Genomic DNA, 15,266 nt, shown 5'->3' with positions numbered 1-15,266 from the left:
AGGGATGCTCATGCTCGCAAGTCGGCACGTGGTACTGCGCGGTGGCGCCAAATGGCTGCTGGTCGTCGGTGTTTTCAGCTATTCGGCCTGGTCGATGGCCTTGGGGCTGGGTGACATCACTGTTCATTCAGGCCTTAATCAGCCACTCAAGGCTGACATCGCGTTGGTCGATGTCGGCGGGCTGACGCAAAACGATCTGGCGGTGCGTCTGGCTACGGCGGATGAGTTCGCCGAGGCCGGGGTCGAGCGAGTGTTCTTCCTCAACGACCTCAAGTTCATTCCGATCCTGCATGGCAATCGCCAGATGATCCGGGTGACCTCCAGTAAACCGGTCAACGAACCCTTCTTGAATTTCCTCGTGCAGCTCAATCAGCCCAATGGCCGTTTGCTGCGCGAGTACACGGTGTTGATCGATCCACCGGGTTCGCCGGGTATCGTGCCGGCCACCGATGAGCCGGATCCACTGGCGCAATCCTCCGGTTTTCCTGCTGTAGAGCCGGCCGTGGCTGCGCCGCAGGCAGCTCAGGGCAAGCGCGATACGCTGCCAACGCCTGCCACCCCGCCCGCCAACGATGCGCTGGCCGAGCAATTGGCCGCCAGTGTGTTGCTGGGCCAGCAACTGCAAAAGACTGTCGACGAACTCAATGCAAAACTGCAGACACAGGATGTGCAGATTGCCGACGGCAAGAAGCAGATCGCTGACCTGCAAACGCGCCTGGTCGAACTTCAGCAAGCGCCGCCACCGACTGTAGTGACACCCGTACCGGCTTCGCCCCCTGTTGTGACGCCGGTCGCGTCCGGCGATGACGGTTTGAACTGGCCATTGCTTGGTGGCTTGTTGCTGTTGCTGGGGGCACTGGCCGGGTTGTTTGTGCACCGTCGCCGGCAACAACAGACACCGGCTGACGAACCGCAACCGCTCTTGCCGCAGGGCAGTGAGCCGGATTTGCCTGAAGCCGAAAACGCAGGATCAGTCAGCGATTCTGTCTCTGCCCAACATCGTGAAGAACCGGCGGCGGGTGATGTGCTGGAAGCAGTAGGGATCTATCTGGCCTATGGCCGACTCGGCGAAGCTGCCGGGCTGCTGCGCGATGCCTTGCACAAAGAACCGGAGCGCACCGATATCGGTTTGCAGTTGCTTGAAGTACTGGGGCGCCAGGGTGACAGCGCCGCGTTTGAACAACAGGAAAGTCATTTGCGTGAGCTGGGCGTGCCTGTCCAGACGTTGCAGGATGTGCGCGCTCGACATCCGAAACTGGCAAGTGCCGCGCTATTGGCCGGCGCGCCGACGGTCATTGCGGCGGCCCCCATTGTCGTTGCACCACAGCTGCCGGAAGATGATTTCGAGTTGAATCTGGGCGAGCTGTCGATGGATTCCAGTTGGGATCTGGAGGACAGTCGCCCGGCCTCAACCGAACCGTCGGCTGACACCTCGGCGCTGGGTTCCGGCTTGCGAGTACTGCCTCAGGATTTCGAGTTGCCGGAGGCGACCAGCGCAGACGCTGAGCTTGAGTGGATCCCCGAACCGGACACCGAGCCGCTGGATGAAGATTTTCTCAATGAGTTTGCTGATCCCGAGCCGTCACTGGCGTTGCAACCGCTGGACTTGCAGGAACCGGAGCCGGTCCACGACGAAAATTCCGGCAAGCTCGAACTGGCGCAGACGTGCATCGATGACGGTGACATCGACAGTGCGATTGCGTTGCTCAATGAGTTGCTCAAGGAAGGGGATGAGCCGTTGAAGCAAACGGCGCGGACGTTGCTGGCGGGGATTCGCTGAACCCGATGGTTTTGCGGTGTATTTTATGCCGCTATCGCGAGCAGGCTCACTCCTACAGGGGAACGCATTCAAATGTAGGAGTGAGCCTGCTCGCGATAGCGGATTGTCAGGCGCCTTGATCAGAAGGTCTGCCCCAGATTCAGATAAACCGCCTGCTCATTCGCATCATTCAACCCATAACTGAAGTTCAGCGGCCCCAGCGGTGTGTCGAAACCGATAAACACGCTGGCGGCGTTGATGTAGCCACTGTCGAACTCATTGTCGTTGTTCCACGCCCGCCCACGCTCCAGCGAGGCGCCGGCATACAGCGGGAAGTCCAGCGGCAGATACGAGCGCGGCGTCAGACGGCGGTAGTACACCGCGCGCATCAGGCTGATGTTCTGTCCGGAAATCGCGTCCTCACGGAAACCCGACAACTGTCGCGCACCGCCGAGCAGGAAGCTTGAGGTCACCACGTTGGCATCATCCAGCGTGCGCCCGTAGCGCCCACCGAGAATCAGCGTGTCCGGGCCATGGCTCATGGCTTTGTCGATTTTAAAGTCCCACTGCCGATAACGCGTGTCCGACCCCAGGCCCGGTTCAAACTGCGTCAGCGTCAGGCTGACGTCCTTGCCTTCGTGAGGGAAGTACACGTTATCCAGTGAGTCGTAGGAATACTTCAGGGCATAGAAACCTTCGTTGAAGTTTTCACTCGGCAGATCCTGATCGCCAATGCGTACATCGGCCTTGCCCCACGCCTCACCGACGCCGAAACGTACTTCGCCATTGTTGCCGATCTGTCGGCCGAAGTTGAGGCCGAAACCGTAGCGCTCGACGCGATACTGCGCGATCGGATCGTTGTCGAGCACGGCTTCAACGTTCTGCGCTTCGAACGAAGCATACGGCGCGACGAAGTAGCGCGAACCGACGTCCAGCGGTTGATAGAACTCGGTGTACAGCTCTTGTTTGTCACCAATTTGCGCGCGGGTCAGCCATTCCGCGCCGAGGCGGTTGATGCCGTTGATGCGGTAGCTGGCGCCGAGGTTGAAGGCGCTGTCGCCGCGCATGTCGTCCGACAGATTGAGGCCGACCCGCAAGTAATCGGTGCCGCTGCGCTTGCCCCGGGCGCTGATCACCAGGGTGTGATCCTGGCCCTTGTGCACCACGCGGTATTGCACCTGCTCGAAGTAGTCGAGGCCATACAAGGTGCCCATGTCCGAGTGCAGTCGGCCCAGATCCAGCGGTTCGCCGATGTGCTGGCGGATGTAGTAACGAATGACGTCGTCGTCGACTTTCGAGTCGTTCTCGACGCGGATCGCGGTAATGATCGGCGTGCGCTGCCCCGGCGAGCGCGCGGCATTGAGTTCGGCATCCTGGGATTCGTCGGGCTTGAGCTGAGCAAGGCGCGCATCGAGGATTCGGGTCGCCCGGTAACCGGCGTCGATCATCTCCTGAGCCTTGCCGAAATCGGTGACACCGAACGCCGCCAGTGCGGGCTGAATCAGCACATCGGAGGATTTCAGCGCGGCCAGTTGTTCTTCGGAGTTACTGCGGGTCATCAGGGTGATCGACTGGTTCAGCACGTCGACCACGGTGGTCAATTGTTTGCGATTGCGCAGCGGGGTGCCGATATCGACGACGATGGCCACGTCCACGCCCATTTCCCGCGCGACATCGAGGGGAATGTTGTCGGTCATGCCGCCGTCGACCAGTAGCCGGCCATTGAGTTCGACCGGGGCGAACACCGCCGGGATCGACATGCTCGCGCGGATCACCTGCGGCAAGTGGCCTTTGCGGAACACCACTTTTTCGCCATTGGAAATGTCGGTGGCGACGGCGCGGAACGGGATTGGCAGTTTGTCGAAGTCGCGGGTGTCGCTGGTGTGCGCCAACAGGCTTTCCAGCAGCAGCGCGAGGTTCTGGCCCTGAATCACGCCCAGTGGCAGGCCGAGGCTGCCGTCGTCGCGAAAGCTCAGCTTCTGTTTGACCAGAAAGTCGCGGTCATCCTGCTTGCGCCGAAACGGCACGTCTTCGCGCGGCGGGGCGTCGGACAATGCGGCTTGCCAATCGATGTTCAGCGCGAGTTTTTCCAGTTCATCAATCTTGTAGCCCGAGGCGTACAGACCGCCGATCACTGCGCCCATGCTGGTGCCGGCGATCGCGTCGATTTTGATGCCTTGCTCTTCCAACGCCTTGAGCACGCCGATGTGCGCCAATCCGCGCGCCGCGCCGCCGGACAGCACCAGACCGACTTTCGGTCGCGGCGCCTCACTGGCATGGACAAGCAGAGGAAGGAAACCAAGCAGCAGGCAGAACAACAGACGGCGCATTGTGAGTCTCGGGGCAAGCGTTAAAGCCGGCTATTATAGCGGCGCCCTCTGTCTCAGGAGTTTCAGCAAACATGACTGTCGCAAAAGCAGAAGTTGTCATCACCTATTGCACTCAGTGCCAGTGGCTGCTGCGCGCCGCGTGGCTGGCGCAGGAACTGCTCAGCACCTTTGCCGATGACCTCGGCAAAGTCTCGTTGGTGCCGGGCACTGGCGGGGTCTTTCACATCACCTGCGCCGGCGTGCAGATCTGGGAACGCAAGGCAGACGGTGGGTTTCCCGAGGCCAAGGTGCTGAAACAGCGGGTTCGTGATCAGATCGACCCTGAGCGCGACCTCGGCCACAACGACCGCACTCAGTGAGACGCGGCCTCGGCGGCGACGGTTTTCTTGTCGGCATGGCCTGACATCCGCGCCGACACGACGATGGCGACAATGATCAACGCGCCGCCGAGCAGCATCTTCGGCGTCGGGGTTTCGTTGAACAACAGCCAGGCGACGGTGATGCCGTAGACCGGCTCCATCGCGAACACTACCGCCGCCGTTCGCGCCTTGATCACCGCCAGACTGGCGACAAACAGGCTGTGCGCGACGCCGGTACAGAACACTCCGAGCAGCGCAATCCACAGCCAGTCGAGTGCGCGCACTTCGCTCAGTTGCGGTGCTGCAACGGGCAGCAGACACAGCGCCACCACGACGTTTTGACACAACGCCGCCTGCACCGCCGGGATGCGCCCGGAGCTGGCGCGGTTGGTCAGTGACAGCAGCGAGAACAGCAGGCCCGACAACACTGCCCAGAGCAGGCCGGTGGTTGCGCCGCTGGCCAGATCGAACGCCGGGGTGACCAGCACCAGACCAACCGTCACCAAGACGACGAGGATGATTTCATTGGCGCGGATGCGTTCGCGGAAAATCAGCCCTTCAAGAATCACCGTGAAGGCCGGGAAACTGGCAAAGCCCAAGGTGGCGATGGCGACGCCAGCAACTTTCACCGAAATGAAGAAACTCACCCAGTGCCCGGCCAGCAGCACTCCACTGAGGGCGAGGCGGCGCCAGTCCACGGCCTGCAGTTTCTGCCAGCCGCTCTGGCTGGCGAAACGAGCGAAGAACGCCAGGGCGAGCACGGCGAAAGCTGCGCGACCAAAGACGATCACAGCGGGGGACGCGGCAGCGAGTTTGCCGAACACACCGGTCAGGCCAAACATCAAAGCGCCAATATGCAGAGCGCCGAGGGCGGTACGCGGAGTCATTGCATTCCTTAATCCAGACACGGTTTCTTGTGATTGATCGTTCCCACGCTCTGCGTGGGAATGCCTCTAGGGACGCTCTGCGTCCAGTGACGCGGAGCGTCACGGGCTACATTCCCACGCGGAGCGCGGGAACGATCAATTAGTCCATTGAACCGCGTCTCGGCCTACAAGTCTGTCGGCAGACTATCGTCTTTTGTTGCAGGAATCGCGCCGAAGCTGGCCGGGTGATGCACCAAACTCACGTAGGACCGCGGCCGAGAAGGCACTTTGCGAGCTGTATCCGACGCGACTGGCAATCTCGCCAATCGGCAGCGCAGTGTCGCGCAGAAGTTGCACCGCCAGATGCAGGCGCCGACTGCGGATGTAATCCATCGGCGTCTGCCCGCATTCGGCCATGAACCGTGCATGCAGGCGCGCGCTGGACAACCCGGCCACGCGCGCCAGATCGGCGACTTGCAGCGGATAAGCGGCGTATTGCTCGATGTGCGCATCCAGCGCGGCGTAGGGCAGGCGACGCGCGACGAGTTCTCCAGGCTGCGCGTGATTGAGACTGGCCAGCAGCAACACCGCGCCTTGTTGCGCGATCAACGGATCGCTGACCGGACTGTTCGCCAGCCAGCTGACCAACTGGCTTTGCCCCGAGTCCAGCGACAGGCGCGCGGGCTGGTCAAGCAAGCGGCGACTTGCATCGGCATGCTCGCCCAAGGAATCTGTCACCCATTGCCCGTCCGGAATATCCAGCACCAGACAGCGGCTGCCGTCGGGACTGCCGCAGGCATGATGAGCGCCGGACGGAATCACCACGAAGCTCTGCTGACGCACTTGGCTGCCACAACCCTCGACCTCGAAATCCAGCGCACCGGACAACCCGAACACCAATTGCGCGTGCTCGTGGCTATGCACGATCAAATCGTGGGTGTACTGACGCAGGGTGAGGATCGGTCGCATGGCAGGTTGTCTCCGAAGTGATCGCCAGTCTACACCGGCGCACGCCGGATGCGTTGTCACACGACTGACTCACGCTTGTCATGGTCGATTAACCGGACAAGCGCAGAGTGGCGAAAACATCGCAGAGGGTTGCCCATGACCAGCGCCGAGCTCGCCCGACCCAGTCGCAAACAACGGGTGCGAACCCTGTGGATCTCCGACGTGCACCTGGGCACGCGCGATTGCCAGGCCGAGCACTTGTCGCAATTTCTCAAGGGCTACCATGCCGACAGGATTTATCTGGTCGGCGACATCATTGACGGCTGGAAACTGCGCGGCGGCATGTACTGGCCGCAAGCGCATACCAACGTGATCCGTCGTTTGCTGACCATGAGCAAGCGCGGCACCGAGGTGATCTACGTCACCGGCAACCACGACGAATTCCTGCGGCGGTATTCGAAGCTGATTCTGGGCAATATCCAACTGGTCGACGAGGCGGTGCATGTCACCGCAGACGGTCGGCATCTGCTGGTGATTCACGGCGATCAGTTCGATGTCATCACCCGTTATCACCGCTGGCTGGCCTTCCTTGGCGACTCCGCCTACGAATTCACCCTGACCCTAAATCGCTGGCTCAACCACTGGCGGGCGCGGTATGGCTACGGCTATTGGTCGTTGTCGGCGTACCTGAAGCACAAGGTGAAAACCGCGGTGAGTTTCATCAGCGACTTTGAGGAAGCCATCGCCCATGAATGTGTGAAGCGCGAGTTGCATGGCGTGGTGTGTGGGCACATTCACCATGCCGAGATCCGCAAGGTGGGGGAAGTGGATTACCTCAATTGCGGTGATTGGGTGGAGTCGTGCACGGCGTTGATCGAGCATTGGGATGGCACGATCGAGTTGTATCGACTGGCGGATGCGCAGGCGCGCGAGGCGGAGCTGAAAGCGGCCAAAGTCGCCGAACTCGCCTGAACGAAAGAGAACCCTGTGGGAGCGAGCCTGCTCGCGAATGCAATACATCAGGCACAGCTTTACTGCCTGACACTGCGCATTCGCGAGCAGGCTCGCTCCCACATTTTGGATTGTGGTGTTCTCAGGCCGGGCTGCGTTCCTCCATCGCTGCTTTGTAAATCGAGTTCTTCGGCTGCGCAAACAGCCTTTCCATCATTGGCTCAAAAAAGCTCAACGGCAGCGTGTCATAGCCCGGATCAAACGCCGCCGCATCGTATCTGGCACAGAACTCGGCGGTCGCTTGATACTGCGGATGGTCGGCGAACTGCTCGCGCAGATGCCGATCCATGCCCAGGTGATGAAAGAAGTAGTAACCCTGAAACACCCCGTGCTTCTCGACCATCCACAGATTCTCGGCACTGACGAACGGCTTGAGAATCGCCGCAGCAATGTCCGGATGGTTATACGAGCCGAGTGTGTCACCGATGTCATGCAGCAACGCGCAAACCACGTATTCCTCGTCGCGCCCGTCACGAAAGGCGCGGGTCGCGGTTTGCAGCGAGTGGGTCAGGCGATCCACCGGAAAACCGCCGAAATCGCCTTCGAGCAATTTCAGGTGAGTCATGATCCGCGAGGGCAACTGTTTGGCGTAGGCACTGAAATCTGCGGCGATGATCGCCCAGTCTTCCTGCGTACCGTCCTTCATGTGAGTGAAGCGGGCATTGGCATTCATTGGCTGACCCTCATTCAGAACGCCACGCGACCCAGAATCATGTCGCGGTACATGACGAAGTCGCCGAGCAGGCTGTACAGCGGGTGCTGGAAAGTCGCCGGTCGGTTCTTTTCAAAGAAGAAGTGCCCGACCCAGGCAAAGCTGTAACCGGCCAGCGGCACCGCCAATAGCAGCAGCCAGGCGCCTTTGGCGATGGTCATCGCCAGAATGAAAATCACCAGTGTGGTGCCGATGAAGTGCAGGCGCCGACAGGTGCTGTTGCTGTGTTCGCTGAGGTAATACGGATAGAACTCAGCGAAGCTGCTGAAATGCTTGATGTTTTCCACGACCGCGTTCTCTGTGGTTATTGTTCTGGCGACGAGTTGTTCTGCGGGTAGCTTATTTGAGTCTAGAGTGATCATTGGCGTGGGCCAGTGACAATCGGCGCCACTTTAGTATCCTTGGCAAATCAGGCCGTAGCATGCGGCCCCTCATGTAAAAGAAAAACGCCATGAGCGAACGAACGACTTCTGCAAGCTGGGCGATGGGGATTGTCAAAGCATTGGAGATGGACGGCCTGGATTGCCGGGTTCTGTTCAAGCAGCTGGGGCTTGATTACACGGCTCTGGATGATCCGGATGCGCGCTTCCCGCAAGATTCCATGACCCGACTCTGGCAACGGGCGGTCGAGCTGTCCGGCAATCCGGCGATCGGCCTGAACATGGGTAAAGTGGTGCGCCCGGCGTCGTTTCATGTCGCCGGCTATGCACTGATGTCGAGCAATACGCTGGCCGAAGGCTTTCAGCGGCTGGTGCGTTATCAGCGGATTATCGCCGAAAGCGCCGACCTGAGCTTCCGTCTGCTGGAAGAAGGTTATGCGCTGATTCTGACCGTGCACGGCGACCATCTGCCGCCGACCCGGCAAAGCGCCGAAGCCTCGCTGGCCTGTGCGCTGGGCCTGTGCGGCTGGTTGACCGGGCGCACGCTGCATCCGGTCAAAGTGCTGGTGCAGGGCGCCGAACCCGACGACCTGGAACCCTACAAACAAGCCTTTCATGCACCGCTGATGTTCAACGCGCCTTACGATGCGCTGATTTTCGAGCGGGCCGACATGGAAGCCCCGTTGCCTACGGCCAACGAGGCGATGGCGCTGTTGCATGACCGCTTTGCCGGGGAGTATCTGGCACGATTTTCCGAAAGCCGCGTGACCCACAAGGCGCGACAGGTGCTGTGCCGGTTGCTGCCACAAGGCGAACCGAAGCGCGATACCGTGGCGCAAACCCTGCATTTATCGCAGCGTACCTTGCAGCGGCGCTTGCAGGAGGAGGGCACCAGTTTTCAGCAGTTGCTCGATGACACGCGCCGCGAATTGGCCGAGCAGTATCTGGCGCAACCGCGCATGACCTTGCTGGAAATCGCTTATCTGTTGGGCTTCGCCGATCCGAGCAACTTCTTTCGCGCGTTCCGCCGCTGGTTCGACACCACGCCCGGCGATTACCGGGCGCGGTTGTTGCAGGCGCCGAGTGCAATCAATGACGCCAAAAGGCCGGAATACACAGCACAAACACCGTAATGATCTCCAGTCGACCGAGCAGCATGCCGAACGACAGGATCCACTTCGCCGCGTCCGGCAGGGTGGCGAAGTTGCCCGCCGGGCCGATGGTTTCACCCAGGCCCGGGCCGACGCCGGACACGGTACTGGCGGCGCCGGTCAGTGCGGTCATCCAGTCAACGCCGAGCAGCGACAGCAGCAGGGCGATCACGCAGATGGTGATGGCGAAGAAGAACGAAAAAGTCAGAATCGAACGGACGATCTCTTCGTCGAGACGGTGGCCGTTGTACTTCTGTTTGATCACCGCACGCGGGTGAATCAGTTGGTTAAGGTTGGCCTTGAGCAGGATGTAGGCGACCTGGAAACGGAAGATCTTGATCCCGCCCGCCGTCGACCCGGAACAGCCGCCGACAAAGCCCAGATAGAAAAACAACATCAGCGAGAAGTTGCCCCACAGGCTGTAGTCGCCAAGGGCAAAACCGGTAGTGGTGACCACCGACGTCACGTTCAGTGCCACGTGGCGCAGCGCATCGAGCCAATGCAGGTTGGTCGTCCACCAGTACCAGGTGCCGAGCACCAGCCAGGTCACCAGCAACATGCCGAGCAAACCCTGCACCTGTTGATCCTTGATCAGCGCCTTACGATTGCCGCGCAACGTCGCCACGTACAGGGTGAACGGCAGGCTGCCGAGAATCATGATGACCACCGCCACCCAGTGCACCGCCGGTTGCGTCCACTTGGCCAGCGACTGGTCGGAGGTCGAGAAACCACCGGTGGAAATCGCCGACATCGCGTGGTTGATCGCGTCGAACGGGCTCATCCCGGCCCACCAGAACGCCAGGCTGCCGAGGATGGTGATGCCGACGTAAGCCGCCACGATCAGCCGCGCCACCATGTGCGAGCGCGGCATGACCTTTTCCGAGCGGTCCGAGGATTCGGTCTGGAACAGGCGCATGCCACCGATACGCAGCAGCGGCAGAATCGCCACCGCCATACCGATAAAGCCGATCCCGCCGATCCAGTGCAGCAACGAGCGCCACATCAGGATCCCGGGGGACATGTTGTCGAGGCCATTGAGCACGGTCGAGCCGGTCGCGGTAATGCCCGACATGCTTTCGAAAAACGAGTCGGTGTAGCTGATGTGCTGGGTCAGCAGAAACGGCAGCGCGGCAAAGATGCACACCACCAGCCAACTGCTGACCGTCAGCAGATACATGTCACGTGGGCGCAGGTGAATGTGTTCCGGGCGGCCGGGAATCACCAGCGCGAGGCCGGCGACGAAGGTGATCATGCTCGCCCAGAGGAACGACGGCAGGTCGCTGGTGCGTTCGAAAATCACCAGAGTGGCCATGGGCACGACCATGGCCACGGCCAGGGTGATCAGGAAGATGCCGATGATGAAACCAATGATCCGTAAGGTCGGCAACGCCATGAAGTCCGCTCGGGCTGATGTGGGAAGGGCGCCATTCTACCCGTGGGGCAGGGCATGTAAACCGGCATCCTGTTGGCAGATGAAGCTAGAATAGCCGCACATTTTTCTCAGGAGGTGGCCGATGCAGGCTCTCGACGCGTTGCTCAACCGTGTTTCCGTTCCACGACTGGTCGAACCGGCCCCCACTGCCGAGCAGCGCGAAGCCCTGTTTGGCGCAGCGTTGCGCGCGCCGGATCACGGGCATTTGCAGCCGTATCGCTTTCTGACCGTCGAAGGCGCAGCGCGCGAGCAAATGGGCGAGTTGCTGGCCGAGGCTGCACAGCTGCAGGAAGGCGAAGTCACCGAAGCGATGATCGACAAGGCGCGCAACGGCCCGCTGCGCGCGCCGCTGGTGGTTGTGGTGATCGCCAAATTGCAGGAGCACGTTAAATATCCTAAGGCTGAGCAGTTGCTCGCTGCCGGGTGTGCGGCGCACGGGATTTTGCTGGCAGCGTATGCGCAGGGGATTGGTGCGGTGTGGCGTACGGGGGATCTGGCTTATTCGCAGCACGTGGCCAAAGGTTTGGGCTTGGTTGAAGGTGAAGAAGTGATCGCGTTCCTGTACCTCGGCACGCCGCAGAAGGAGCCGCGTGTGGCGGAGAAGGTTGATCTGGCTGAGTTCGTCAGCGCTTGGCCGGGTAAGGCCTGAAGATCAAAAGCCCCTCACCCTAACCCTCTCCCGGGGGGAGAGGGGACTGATTGGGGGATGCTCAAGAGGTACGCCGACCTGAGCGATCTTTGCCGAATCCAGATCGACGCGGATTACCGCTCTGTCGAATCCATAATCGACTCGGATTAAACGGTTCTTTCGAATCTATAGTCGACGCGGATTACCGCTCTGTCGAATCTATAGTCGACTCGGATTACGGTTCTGTCGAATCCATAATCGACTCGGTTTTCCAGGTCGATGTCTGACGCAATACACCTCGGTCGGCCCCCTCTCCCTCCGGGAGAGGGCTGGGGTGAGGGGCTTTTCTGGGGTGAGAGTGGCTTTTAGGGTTGGACAACGGCACCAGGCACCAGTGGCAATTCCAGACTCGCAATAAACCCGCCCTGCGGATGATTGGCCAGCATCAAACTCCCACCATGACGCTCCGCCGCTCGCCGCGCAATCGCCAGGCCCAGACCATGTCCCGCCGCCGTCTGCCCCGGCGCGCGATAAAACGGCTCGCCCAACTGACTCAAATGTTCGGCCTGCACCCCTGGCCCATGGTCGCGCACGCTGACGATGATTTTTTCGCCCTGACGCGAAGCCTGCATTTCAATCGCCTGACCCTCCGGGTTGAACCGCTGAGCATTACGCAGCAGATTATCGACGGCACGCTCGATCATGGTCGGCCAGCCCTTGAGGTTCAACTGCGGTTCGGCATCAAGTCGGACAATCTGCTCGGGCGATGCAAGCTTCGCATCCTTCTGCAACGTGCCGAGCAACGCATTCAAATCCACCTCTTCAGCACTGGCATTGTCAGCATCGACTCGCGCCAATACCAGAATTTCACTGATCAACGCTTCCAGCCGATCACATTCACGGGTCAGCCGTGGCCAGAGTTTCTCGCGTTCTTCGGGGTTGGCCCGCTCTGCCAGTGCCAAGGCAATGCGCAACCGCGCCAGCGGCGAGCGCAATTCGTGAGACACGTCGCGCAACAGCTGCCGCTGGCTGCCAATCAGGCTTTGCAGGCGTGCGCCCATGCGGTTGAAATCGTTGGCCAGTACGCCGAACTCATCGCGACGGTTGGCCAGTTTCGCCAGGCTGTTTTGCTGATAGGTGGTCTGCCCCAGATCATGCACCGCGCCGCGCAAACGGCTGAGCGGGCGGGTGATGGAGAAGGTCACCAGCAAACTGAACAGGGTCAGCACCACCAGCGCGATGCCCAGAGCGCTCAGTGGCCAAAGCAGACTTTCGCGGTGCCAGGAGTCGAGTTCCGGGTGCGGTATGCGGTAGATGAACAGGTAAGTGTCACCGGTTTTTTCACTGGTGAACTCATCGGTCAGGCGCCGCCAGGGCAGGCGCCGGTCATCATTGTTTTGCCGTGCCTCAAATGCGGCGGCGCGGCGCGGGAAGGTGCCACGCACCACCGGGTCGCCGGATTCGTTGAGCACCTGGACGTCGATGTGATATTGGCGTTTGCGCTGTTCGAGAATGTCCTGGGCGGCTTCTTCGCCCTGAGCTTCGTAGGTTTGTGTCCATTCGCCGGCGAGGGTGTTGAGGCCTGGATGGCGGCTGAGGATCCACGCGTCCTGGTTAAGCATGTGCCCGAGTAGAATGGACAACCCGGCCACCAGAGCGATGGCCAGCCAGAAGCTCGCGAGAATACGCCAGAACAATGAACGCACAGAAAATCCTCAATCAAACACAAATCCCTGTAGGAGTGAGCCTGCTCGCGATAGCGGTGAGTCAGACAAGTATCCGTTGACTGACACACCGCTATCGCGAGCAGGCTCACTCCTACATTGGATCGGTGGAAAAAGACCCGACGGTGTTTAGCCGTCGAGTCCGGGGTCAGAACATTATTGCGCCTTTTGCGGCTGTTGCGCTTTCCACGCCTTGAACTCGGCCCATTCGGCGCGACGCTCGGCCTGTTTCTTCTGGATCTCGTCGAATTTCTTCTGTTGATCCGGTTTCAGCAGCGCGCGGACATCGGTCTCGGCTTTCTTGTGGTTGGCCGCCATCTCGTCCTTCATGGCTTTCTGGTCAGCCGGCGAGAGTTTTTCCAGATACTTGTCGACCACTTGCTTACGCTCGTGCATCTGCTCGCCCATGATCTTGCGGATCTGCTCACGCTGTTCGCGGGACAGGTCGAGTTGGCTGTACGGGCCTTTGCCGTGCATCTGACCGCCGTGGCGTGGGCCGTCAAGCGGGCCACCCATCGGGCCGCCGTCTTGCGGCATGGCCATGGCGACGGTTGGCAGAGCGGCAGCGAACATCAGAGCGATAAGAGTCTTGCGCATGGTGTATCTCCTTGTCTCGTTCCCGGTACGTTCCGGATGAGTTCAGATTACGGAGATCAAGGTCAGCGGCGGTCAGCACTGCGTAAAGCTTCGGTAAAGACGCTTCGCGTCCAGCCTTACACATACCCTGTGTAGGAGCTGCCGAAGGCTGCGATCTTTTGATCTGTCTTTTAAAAACAAGATCAAAAGATCGCAGCCTTCGGCAGCTCCTACAGTGGGAATGGGCGCGGTTCAGAGGCTGTAGAAGTAACCGCGACTGCGCAGGGCGACGATCCGTGGACGACCGTCGGGATGCGGGCCGATCTTTTTGCGCAGGTTGCTGACGTGCATGTCGAGGCTGCGGTCGTACAGGGTCAACTTGCGGCCGAGGGCGAGCTGCGCCAGTTCCTGTTTGTCCAGCGGCTCGCCCGGCTGTTTGAGCAGCGCTTCGAGCAGACGGCTTTCGGAAACGGTCAGGGTCAGTTCTTTCTCGTCGATGCTGACCACGCCGCGCACCGGGCTGAAACTCAGATCGCCCAGTTCGAGTTGCGTCGAGACTGCCGCCGGATGGCTGCGGCGCAATACGGCGCGCAGGCGGGCGGTCAATTCGCGCGGGTCGCACGGTTTGGCCAGGTAATCGTCGGCACCCAGTTCCAGGCCGAGGATGCGATCCAGCGGCTCGCCACGGGCCGAGAGCATCAGCACCGGCAGGTCGGCGTGGTCGTTGCGCAGTTGCTTGAGCAGTTCCAGACCACTGCCATCGGGCAGCATCACGTCCAGCACCACTGCCGCCGGAGCCGTTTCGGCCAAGGCCTTGCGCGCACTCTGGCCATCGTGGCAGGCGCGCACATGGAAGCCTTCCTGGCTCAGCCAGCTACTCAGGAGTTCGCATAACTCCTGGTCATCATCAATCAATAACAGCTCGCTCATGACTCACTCAATTTAGCCATTGCCGACGTTTTCGGCTTGCTCCACTGGCAAAGATACCGCAGAGCAGCGCCAATAGCGCTACTCCGGCGCCCGTGACGAACCACTGCTGCTGATCAGTCAACAGACGCGGCAGCGGGCTGGCCTGGGCTTCCTTGAGTTGCAGCTTCAGGCGCTGGTTCTCTTGGCGCAACCGGGCAAGCTGGGCGCTTTCGCGGGTATTGTCGGCATTTTGCAGTTGTTTGCTCAGTTCTTCCCGCTGCTGCTCGCTGGCCTTGAGGCGCTGCTGCAACTCGGTGATCTGGCTGCCGGCGCTTAACGACAATGGCGTGGAGCTGCCGCCTTCGGTGGTTTCCTCACCATGGGCGGGCGCCATGATCGACAACGTGACCAACATCAGACACAACGGACCCTTGCGCATCGCGACACCTGTTTCCAAATGGATATTGGGCAGGTTGTCGGC

The 15,266-nt window shown here is 60.6% G+C and carries 15 protein-coding genes; 5 read left to right on the top strand and 10 right to left on the bottom strand.

The features are described 5' to 3' along the window. Positions 1-10: 10 nt before the first annotated feature. The gene (locus ACOYXJ_RS01760; protein WP_460367578.1) at positions 11-1,780 is read left to right on the top strand and encodes a FimV/HubP family polar landmark protein; all 1,770 of its coding nucleotides are present in this window, start codon (positions 11-13) and stop codon (positions 1,778-1,780) included. 119 nt (positions 1,781-1,899) lie between these two features. On the opposite strand, the gene ACOYXJ_RS01755 is transcribed toward ACOYXJ_RS01760, so the two are convergent. Continuing rightward, on the bottom strand, positions 1,900-4,089 hold the full coding sequence (locus ACOYXJ_RS01755; RefSeq protein WP_110720007.1) for a patatin-like phospholipase family protein: 2,190 nt from the start codon (positions 4,087-4,089) through the stop codon (positions 1,900-1,902). Between the two features lie 71 nt (positions 4,090-4,160). Between ACOYXJ_RS01755 and ACOYXJ_RS01750 the strand changes: the two genes are divergently transcribed. Further along, positions 4,161-4,448, top strand: a complete 288-nt coding sequence (locus ACOYXJ_RS01750) for an Rdx family protein (protein WP_150708300.1) — start codon at positions 4,161-4,163, stop codon at positions 4,446-4,448. On the opposite strand, the gene ACOYXJ_RS01745 is transcribed toward ACOYXJ_RS01750, so the two are convergent. Both ACOYXJ_RS01745 and ACOYXJ_RS01740 read right to left on the bottom strand, forming a co-directional pair. After that, the gene (locus ACOYXJ_RS01745) at positions 4,442-5,335 is read right to left on the bottom strand and encodes a DMT family transporter (protein WP_460367576.1); all 894 of its coding nucleotides are present in this window, start codon (positions 5,333-5,335) and stop codon (positions 4,442-4,444) included. The genes ACOYXJ_RS01750 and ACOYXJ_RS01745 overlap by 7 nt on opposite strands. Positions 5,336-5,518: 183 nt before the next feature. Then, positions 5,519-6,283, bottom strand: a complete 765-nt coding sequence (locus ACOYXJ_RS01740; protein ID WP_460367574.1) for an AraC family transcriptional regulator — start codon at positions 6,281-6,283, stop codon at positions 5,519-5,521. 135 nt (positions 6,284-6,418) lie between these two features. Between ACOYXJ_RS01740 and ACOYXJ_RS01735 the strand changes: the two genes are divergently transcribed. Then, positions 6,419-7,234: a UDP-2,3-diacylglucosamine diphosphatase gene (locus ACOYXJ_RS01735; RefSeq protein ID WP_095122780.1), complete on the top strand. Its 816-nt coding sequence runs from the start codon at positions 6,419-6,421 to the stop codon at positions 7,232-7,234. Positions 7,235-7,355: 121 nt separating this feature from the next. Here ACOYXJ_RS01735 and ACOYXJ_RS01730 read toward each other — a convergent pair whose 3' ends face one another. Both ACOYXJ_RS01730 and ACOYXJ_RS01725 read right to left on the bottom strand, forming a co-directional pair. Continuing rightward, the gene (locus ACOYXJ_RS01730) at positions 7,356-7,946 is read right to left on the bottom strand and encodes an HD domain-containing protein (protein WP_150795337.1); all 591 of its coding nucleotides are present in this window, start codon (positions 7,944-7,946) and stop codon (positions 7,356-7,358) included. Between the two features lie 14 nt (positions 7,947-7,960). After that, entirely contained in the window at positions 7,961-8,272 is a 312-nt protein-coding gene (locus ACOYXJ_RS01725; protein WP_150795336.1) for an Mpo1-like protein, read from the bottom strand. A gap of 164 nt (positions 8,273-8,436) precedes the next feature. On the opposite strand from ACOYXJ_RS01725, the gene ACOYXJ_RS01720 reads away from it, so the two are divergent. After that, positions 8,437-9,498 carry an AraC family transcriptional regulator gene (locus tag ACOYXJ_RS01720; RefSeq protein WP_460367571.1) on the top strand — a complete coding sequence of 354 codons (1,062 nt, stop codon included), beginning with the start codon at positions 8,437-8,439 and terminating at the stop codon, positions 9,496-9,498. Here ACOYXJ_RS01720 and ACOYXJ_RS01715 read toward each other — a convergent pair. Beyond that, positions 9,455-10,909 (bottom strand): TrkH family potassium uptake protein, encoded by a 1,455-nt coding sequence (locus ACOYXJ_RS01715; RefSeq protein ID WP_150795335.1) that lies wholly within the window; start codon positions 10,907-10,909, stop codon positions 9,455-9,457. The genes ACOYXJ_RS01720 and ACOYXJ_RS01715 overlap by 44 nt on opposite strands. A 121-nt stretch (positions 10,910-11,030) precedes the next feature. Here ACOYXJ_RS01715 and ACOYXJ_RS01710 point away from each other — a divergent pair, with 121 nt between their 5' ends. Beyond that, entirely contained in the window at positions 11,031-11,597 is a 567-nt protein-coding gene (locus ACOYXJ_RS01710; protein ID WP_123376276.1) for a nitroreductase family protein, read from the top strand. A 344-nt stretch (positions 11,598-11,941) separates the two neighbouring features. Here ACOYXJ_RS01710 and ACOYXJ_RS01705 read toward each other — a convergent pair whose 3' ends face one another. The 4 genes from ACOYXJ_RS01705 to ACOYXJ_RS01690 form a co-directional block, all read right to left on the bottom strand. Further along, positions 11,942-13,282: a sensor histidine kinase gene (locus ACOYXJ_RS01705; protein WP_460367569.1), complete on the bottom strand. Its 1,341-nt coding sequence runs from the start codon at positions 13,280-13,282 to the stop codon at positions 11,942-11,944. 174 nt (positions 13,283-13,456) lie between these two features. Then, entirely contained in the window at positions 13,457-13,897 is a 441-nt protein-coding gene (locus ACOYXJ_RS01700) for a Spy/CpxP family protein refolding chaperone (protein ID WP_460367567.1), read from the bottom strand. Positions 13,898-14,128: 231 nt separating this feature from the next. After that, on the bottom strand, positions 14,129-14,806 hold the full coding sequence (locus ACOYXJ_RS01695; protein ID WP_016987937.1) for a response regulator transcription factor: 678 nt from the start codon (positions 14,804-14,806) through the stop codon (positions 14,129-14,131). Between the two features lie 7 nt (positions 14,807-14,813). After that, on the bottom strand, positions 14,814-15,224 hold the full coding sequence (locus ACOYXJ_RS01690; RefSeq protein WP_038363742.1) for a translation initiation factor 2: 411 nt from the start codon (positions 15,222-15,224) through the stop codon (positions 14,814-14,816). Positions 15,225-15,266 lie beyond the last annotated feature (42 nt).

It is taken from the genome of Pseudomonas sp. Tul2A7 (genome assembly GCF_054790505.1).
This window is presented reverse-complemented; position numbering and strand designations above follow the sequence as displayed.

Excerpts from the sequence above, each read along its gene's own strand:
- ACOYXJ_RS01760 (WP_460367578.1), top strand. The coding sequence starts at position 11 with ATGCTCGCAAGTCGGCACGTGGTACTGCGCGGTGGCGCCAAATGGCTG.
- ACOYXJ_RS01755 (WP_110720007.1), bottom strand. The coding sequence starts at position 4,089 with ATGCGCCGTCTGTTGTTCTGCCTGCTGCTTGGTTTCCTTCCTCTGCTT.
- ACOYXJ_RS01750 (WP_150708300.1), top strand. The coding sequence starts at position 4,161 with ATGACTGTCGCAAAAGCAGAAGTTGTCATCACCTATTGCACTCAGTGC.
- ACOYXJ_RS01745 (WP_460367576.1), bottom strand. The coding sequence starts at position 5,335 with ATGACTCCGCGTACCGCCCTCGGCGCTCTGCATATTGGCGCTTTGATG.
- ACOYXJ_RS01740 (WP_460367574.1), bottom strand. The coding sequence starts at position 6,283 with ATGCGACCGATCCTCACCCTGCGTCAGTACACCCACGATTTGATCGTG.
- ACOYXJ_RS01735 (WP_095122780.1), top strand. The coding sequence starts at position 6,419 with ATGACCAGCGCCGAGCTCGCCCGACCCAGTCGCAAACAACGGGTGCGA.
- ACOYXJ_RS01730 (WP_150795337.1), bottom strand. The coding sequence starts at position 7,946 with ATGAATGCCAATGCCCGCTTCACTCACATGAAGGACGGTACGCAGGAA.
- ACOYXJ_RS01720 (WP_460367571.1), top strand. The coding sequence starts at position 8,437 with ATGAGCGAACGAACGACTTCTGCAAGCTGGGCGATGGGGATTGTCAAA.
- ACOYXJ_RS01715 (WP_150795335.1), bottom strand. The coding sequence starts at position 10,909 with ATGGCGTTGCCGACCTTACGGATCATTGGTTTCATCATCGGCATCTTC.
- ACOYXJ_RS01710 (WP_123376276.1), top strand. The coding sequence starts at position 11,031 with ATGCAGGCTCTCGACGCGTTGCTCAACCGTGTTTCCGTTCCACGACTG.
- ACOYXJ_RS01700 (WP_460367567.1), bottom strand. The coding sequence starts at position 13,897 with ATGCGCAAGACTCTTATCGCTCTGATGTTCGCTGCCGCTCTGCCAACC.
- ACOYXJ_RS01695 (WP_016987937.1), bottom strand. The coding sequence starts at position 14,806 with ATGAGCGAGCTGTTATTGATTGATGATGACCAGGAGTTATGCGAACTC.
- ACOYXJ_RS01690 (WP_038363742.1), bottom strand. The coding sequence starts at position 15,224 with ATGCGCAAGGGTCCGTTGTGTCTGATGTTGGTCACGTTGTCGATCATG.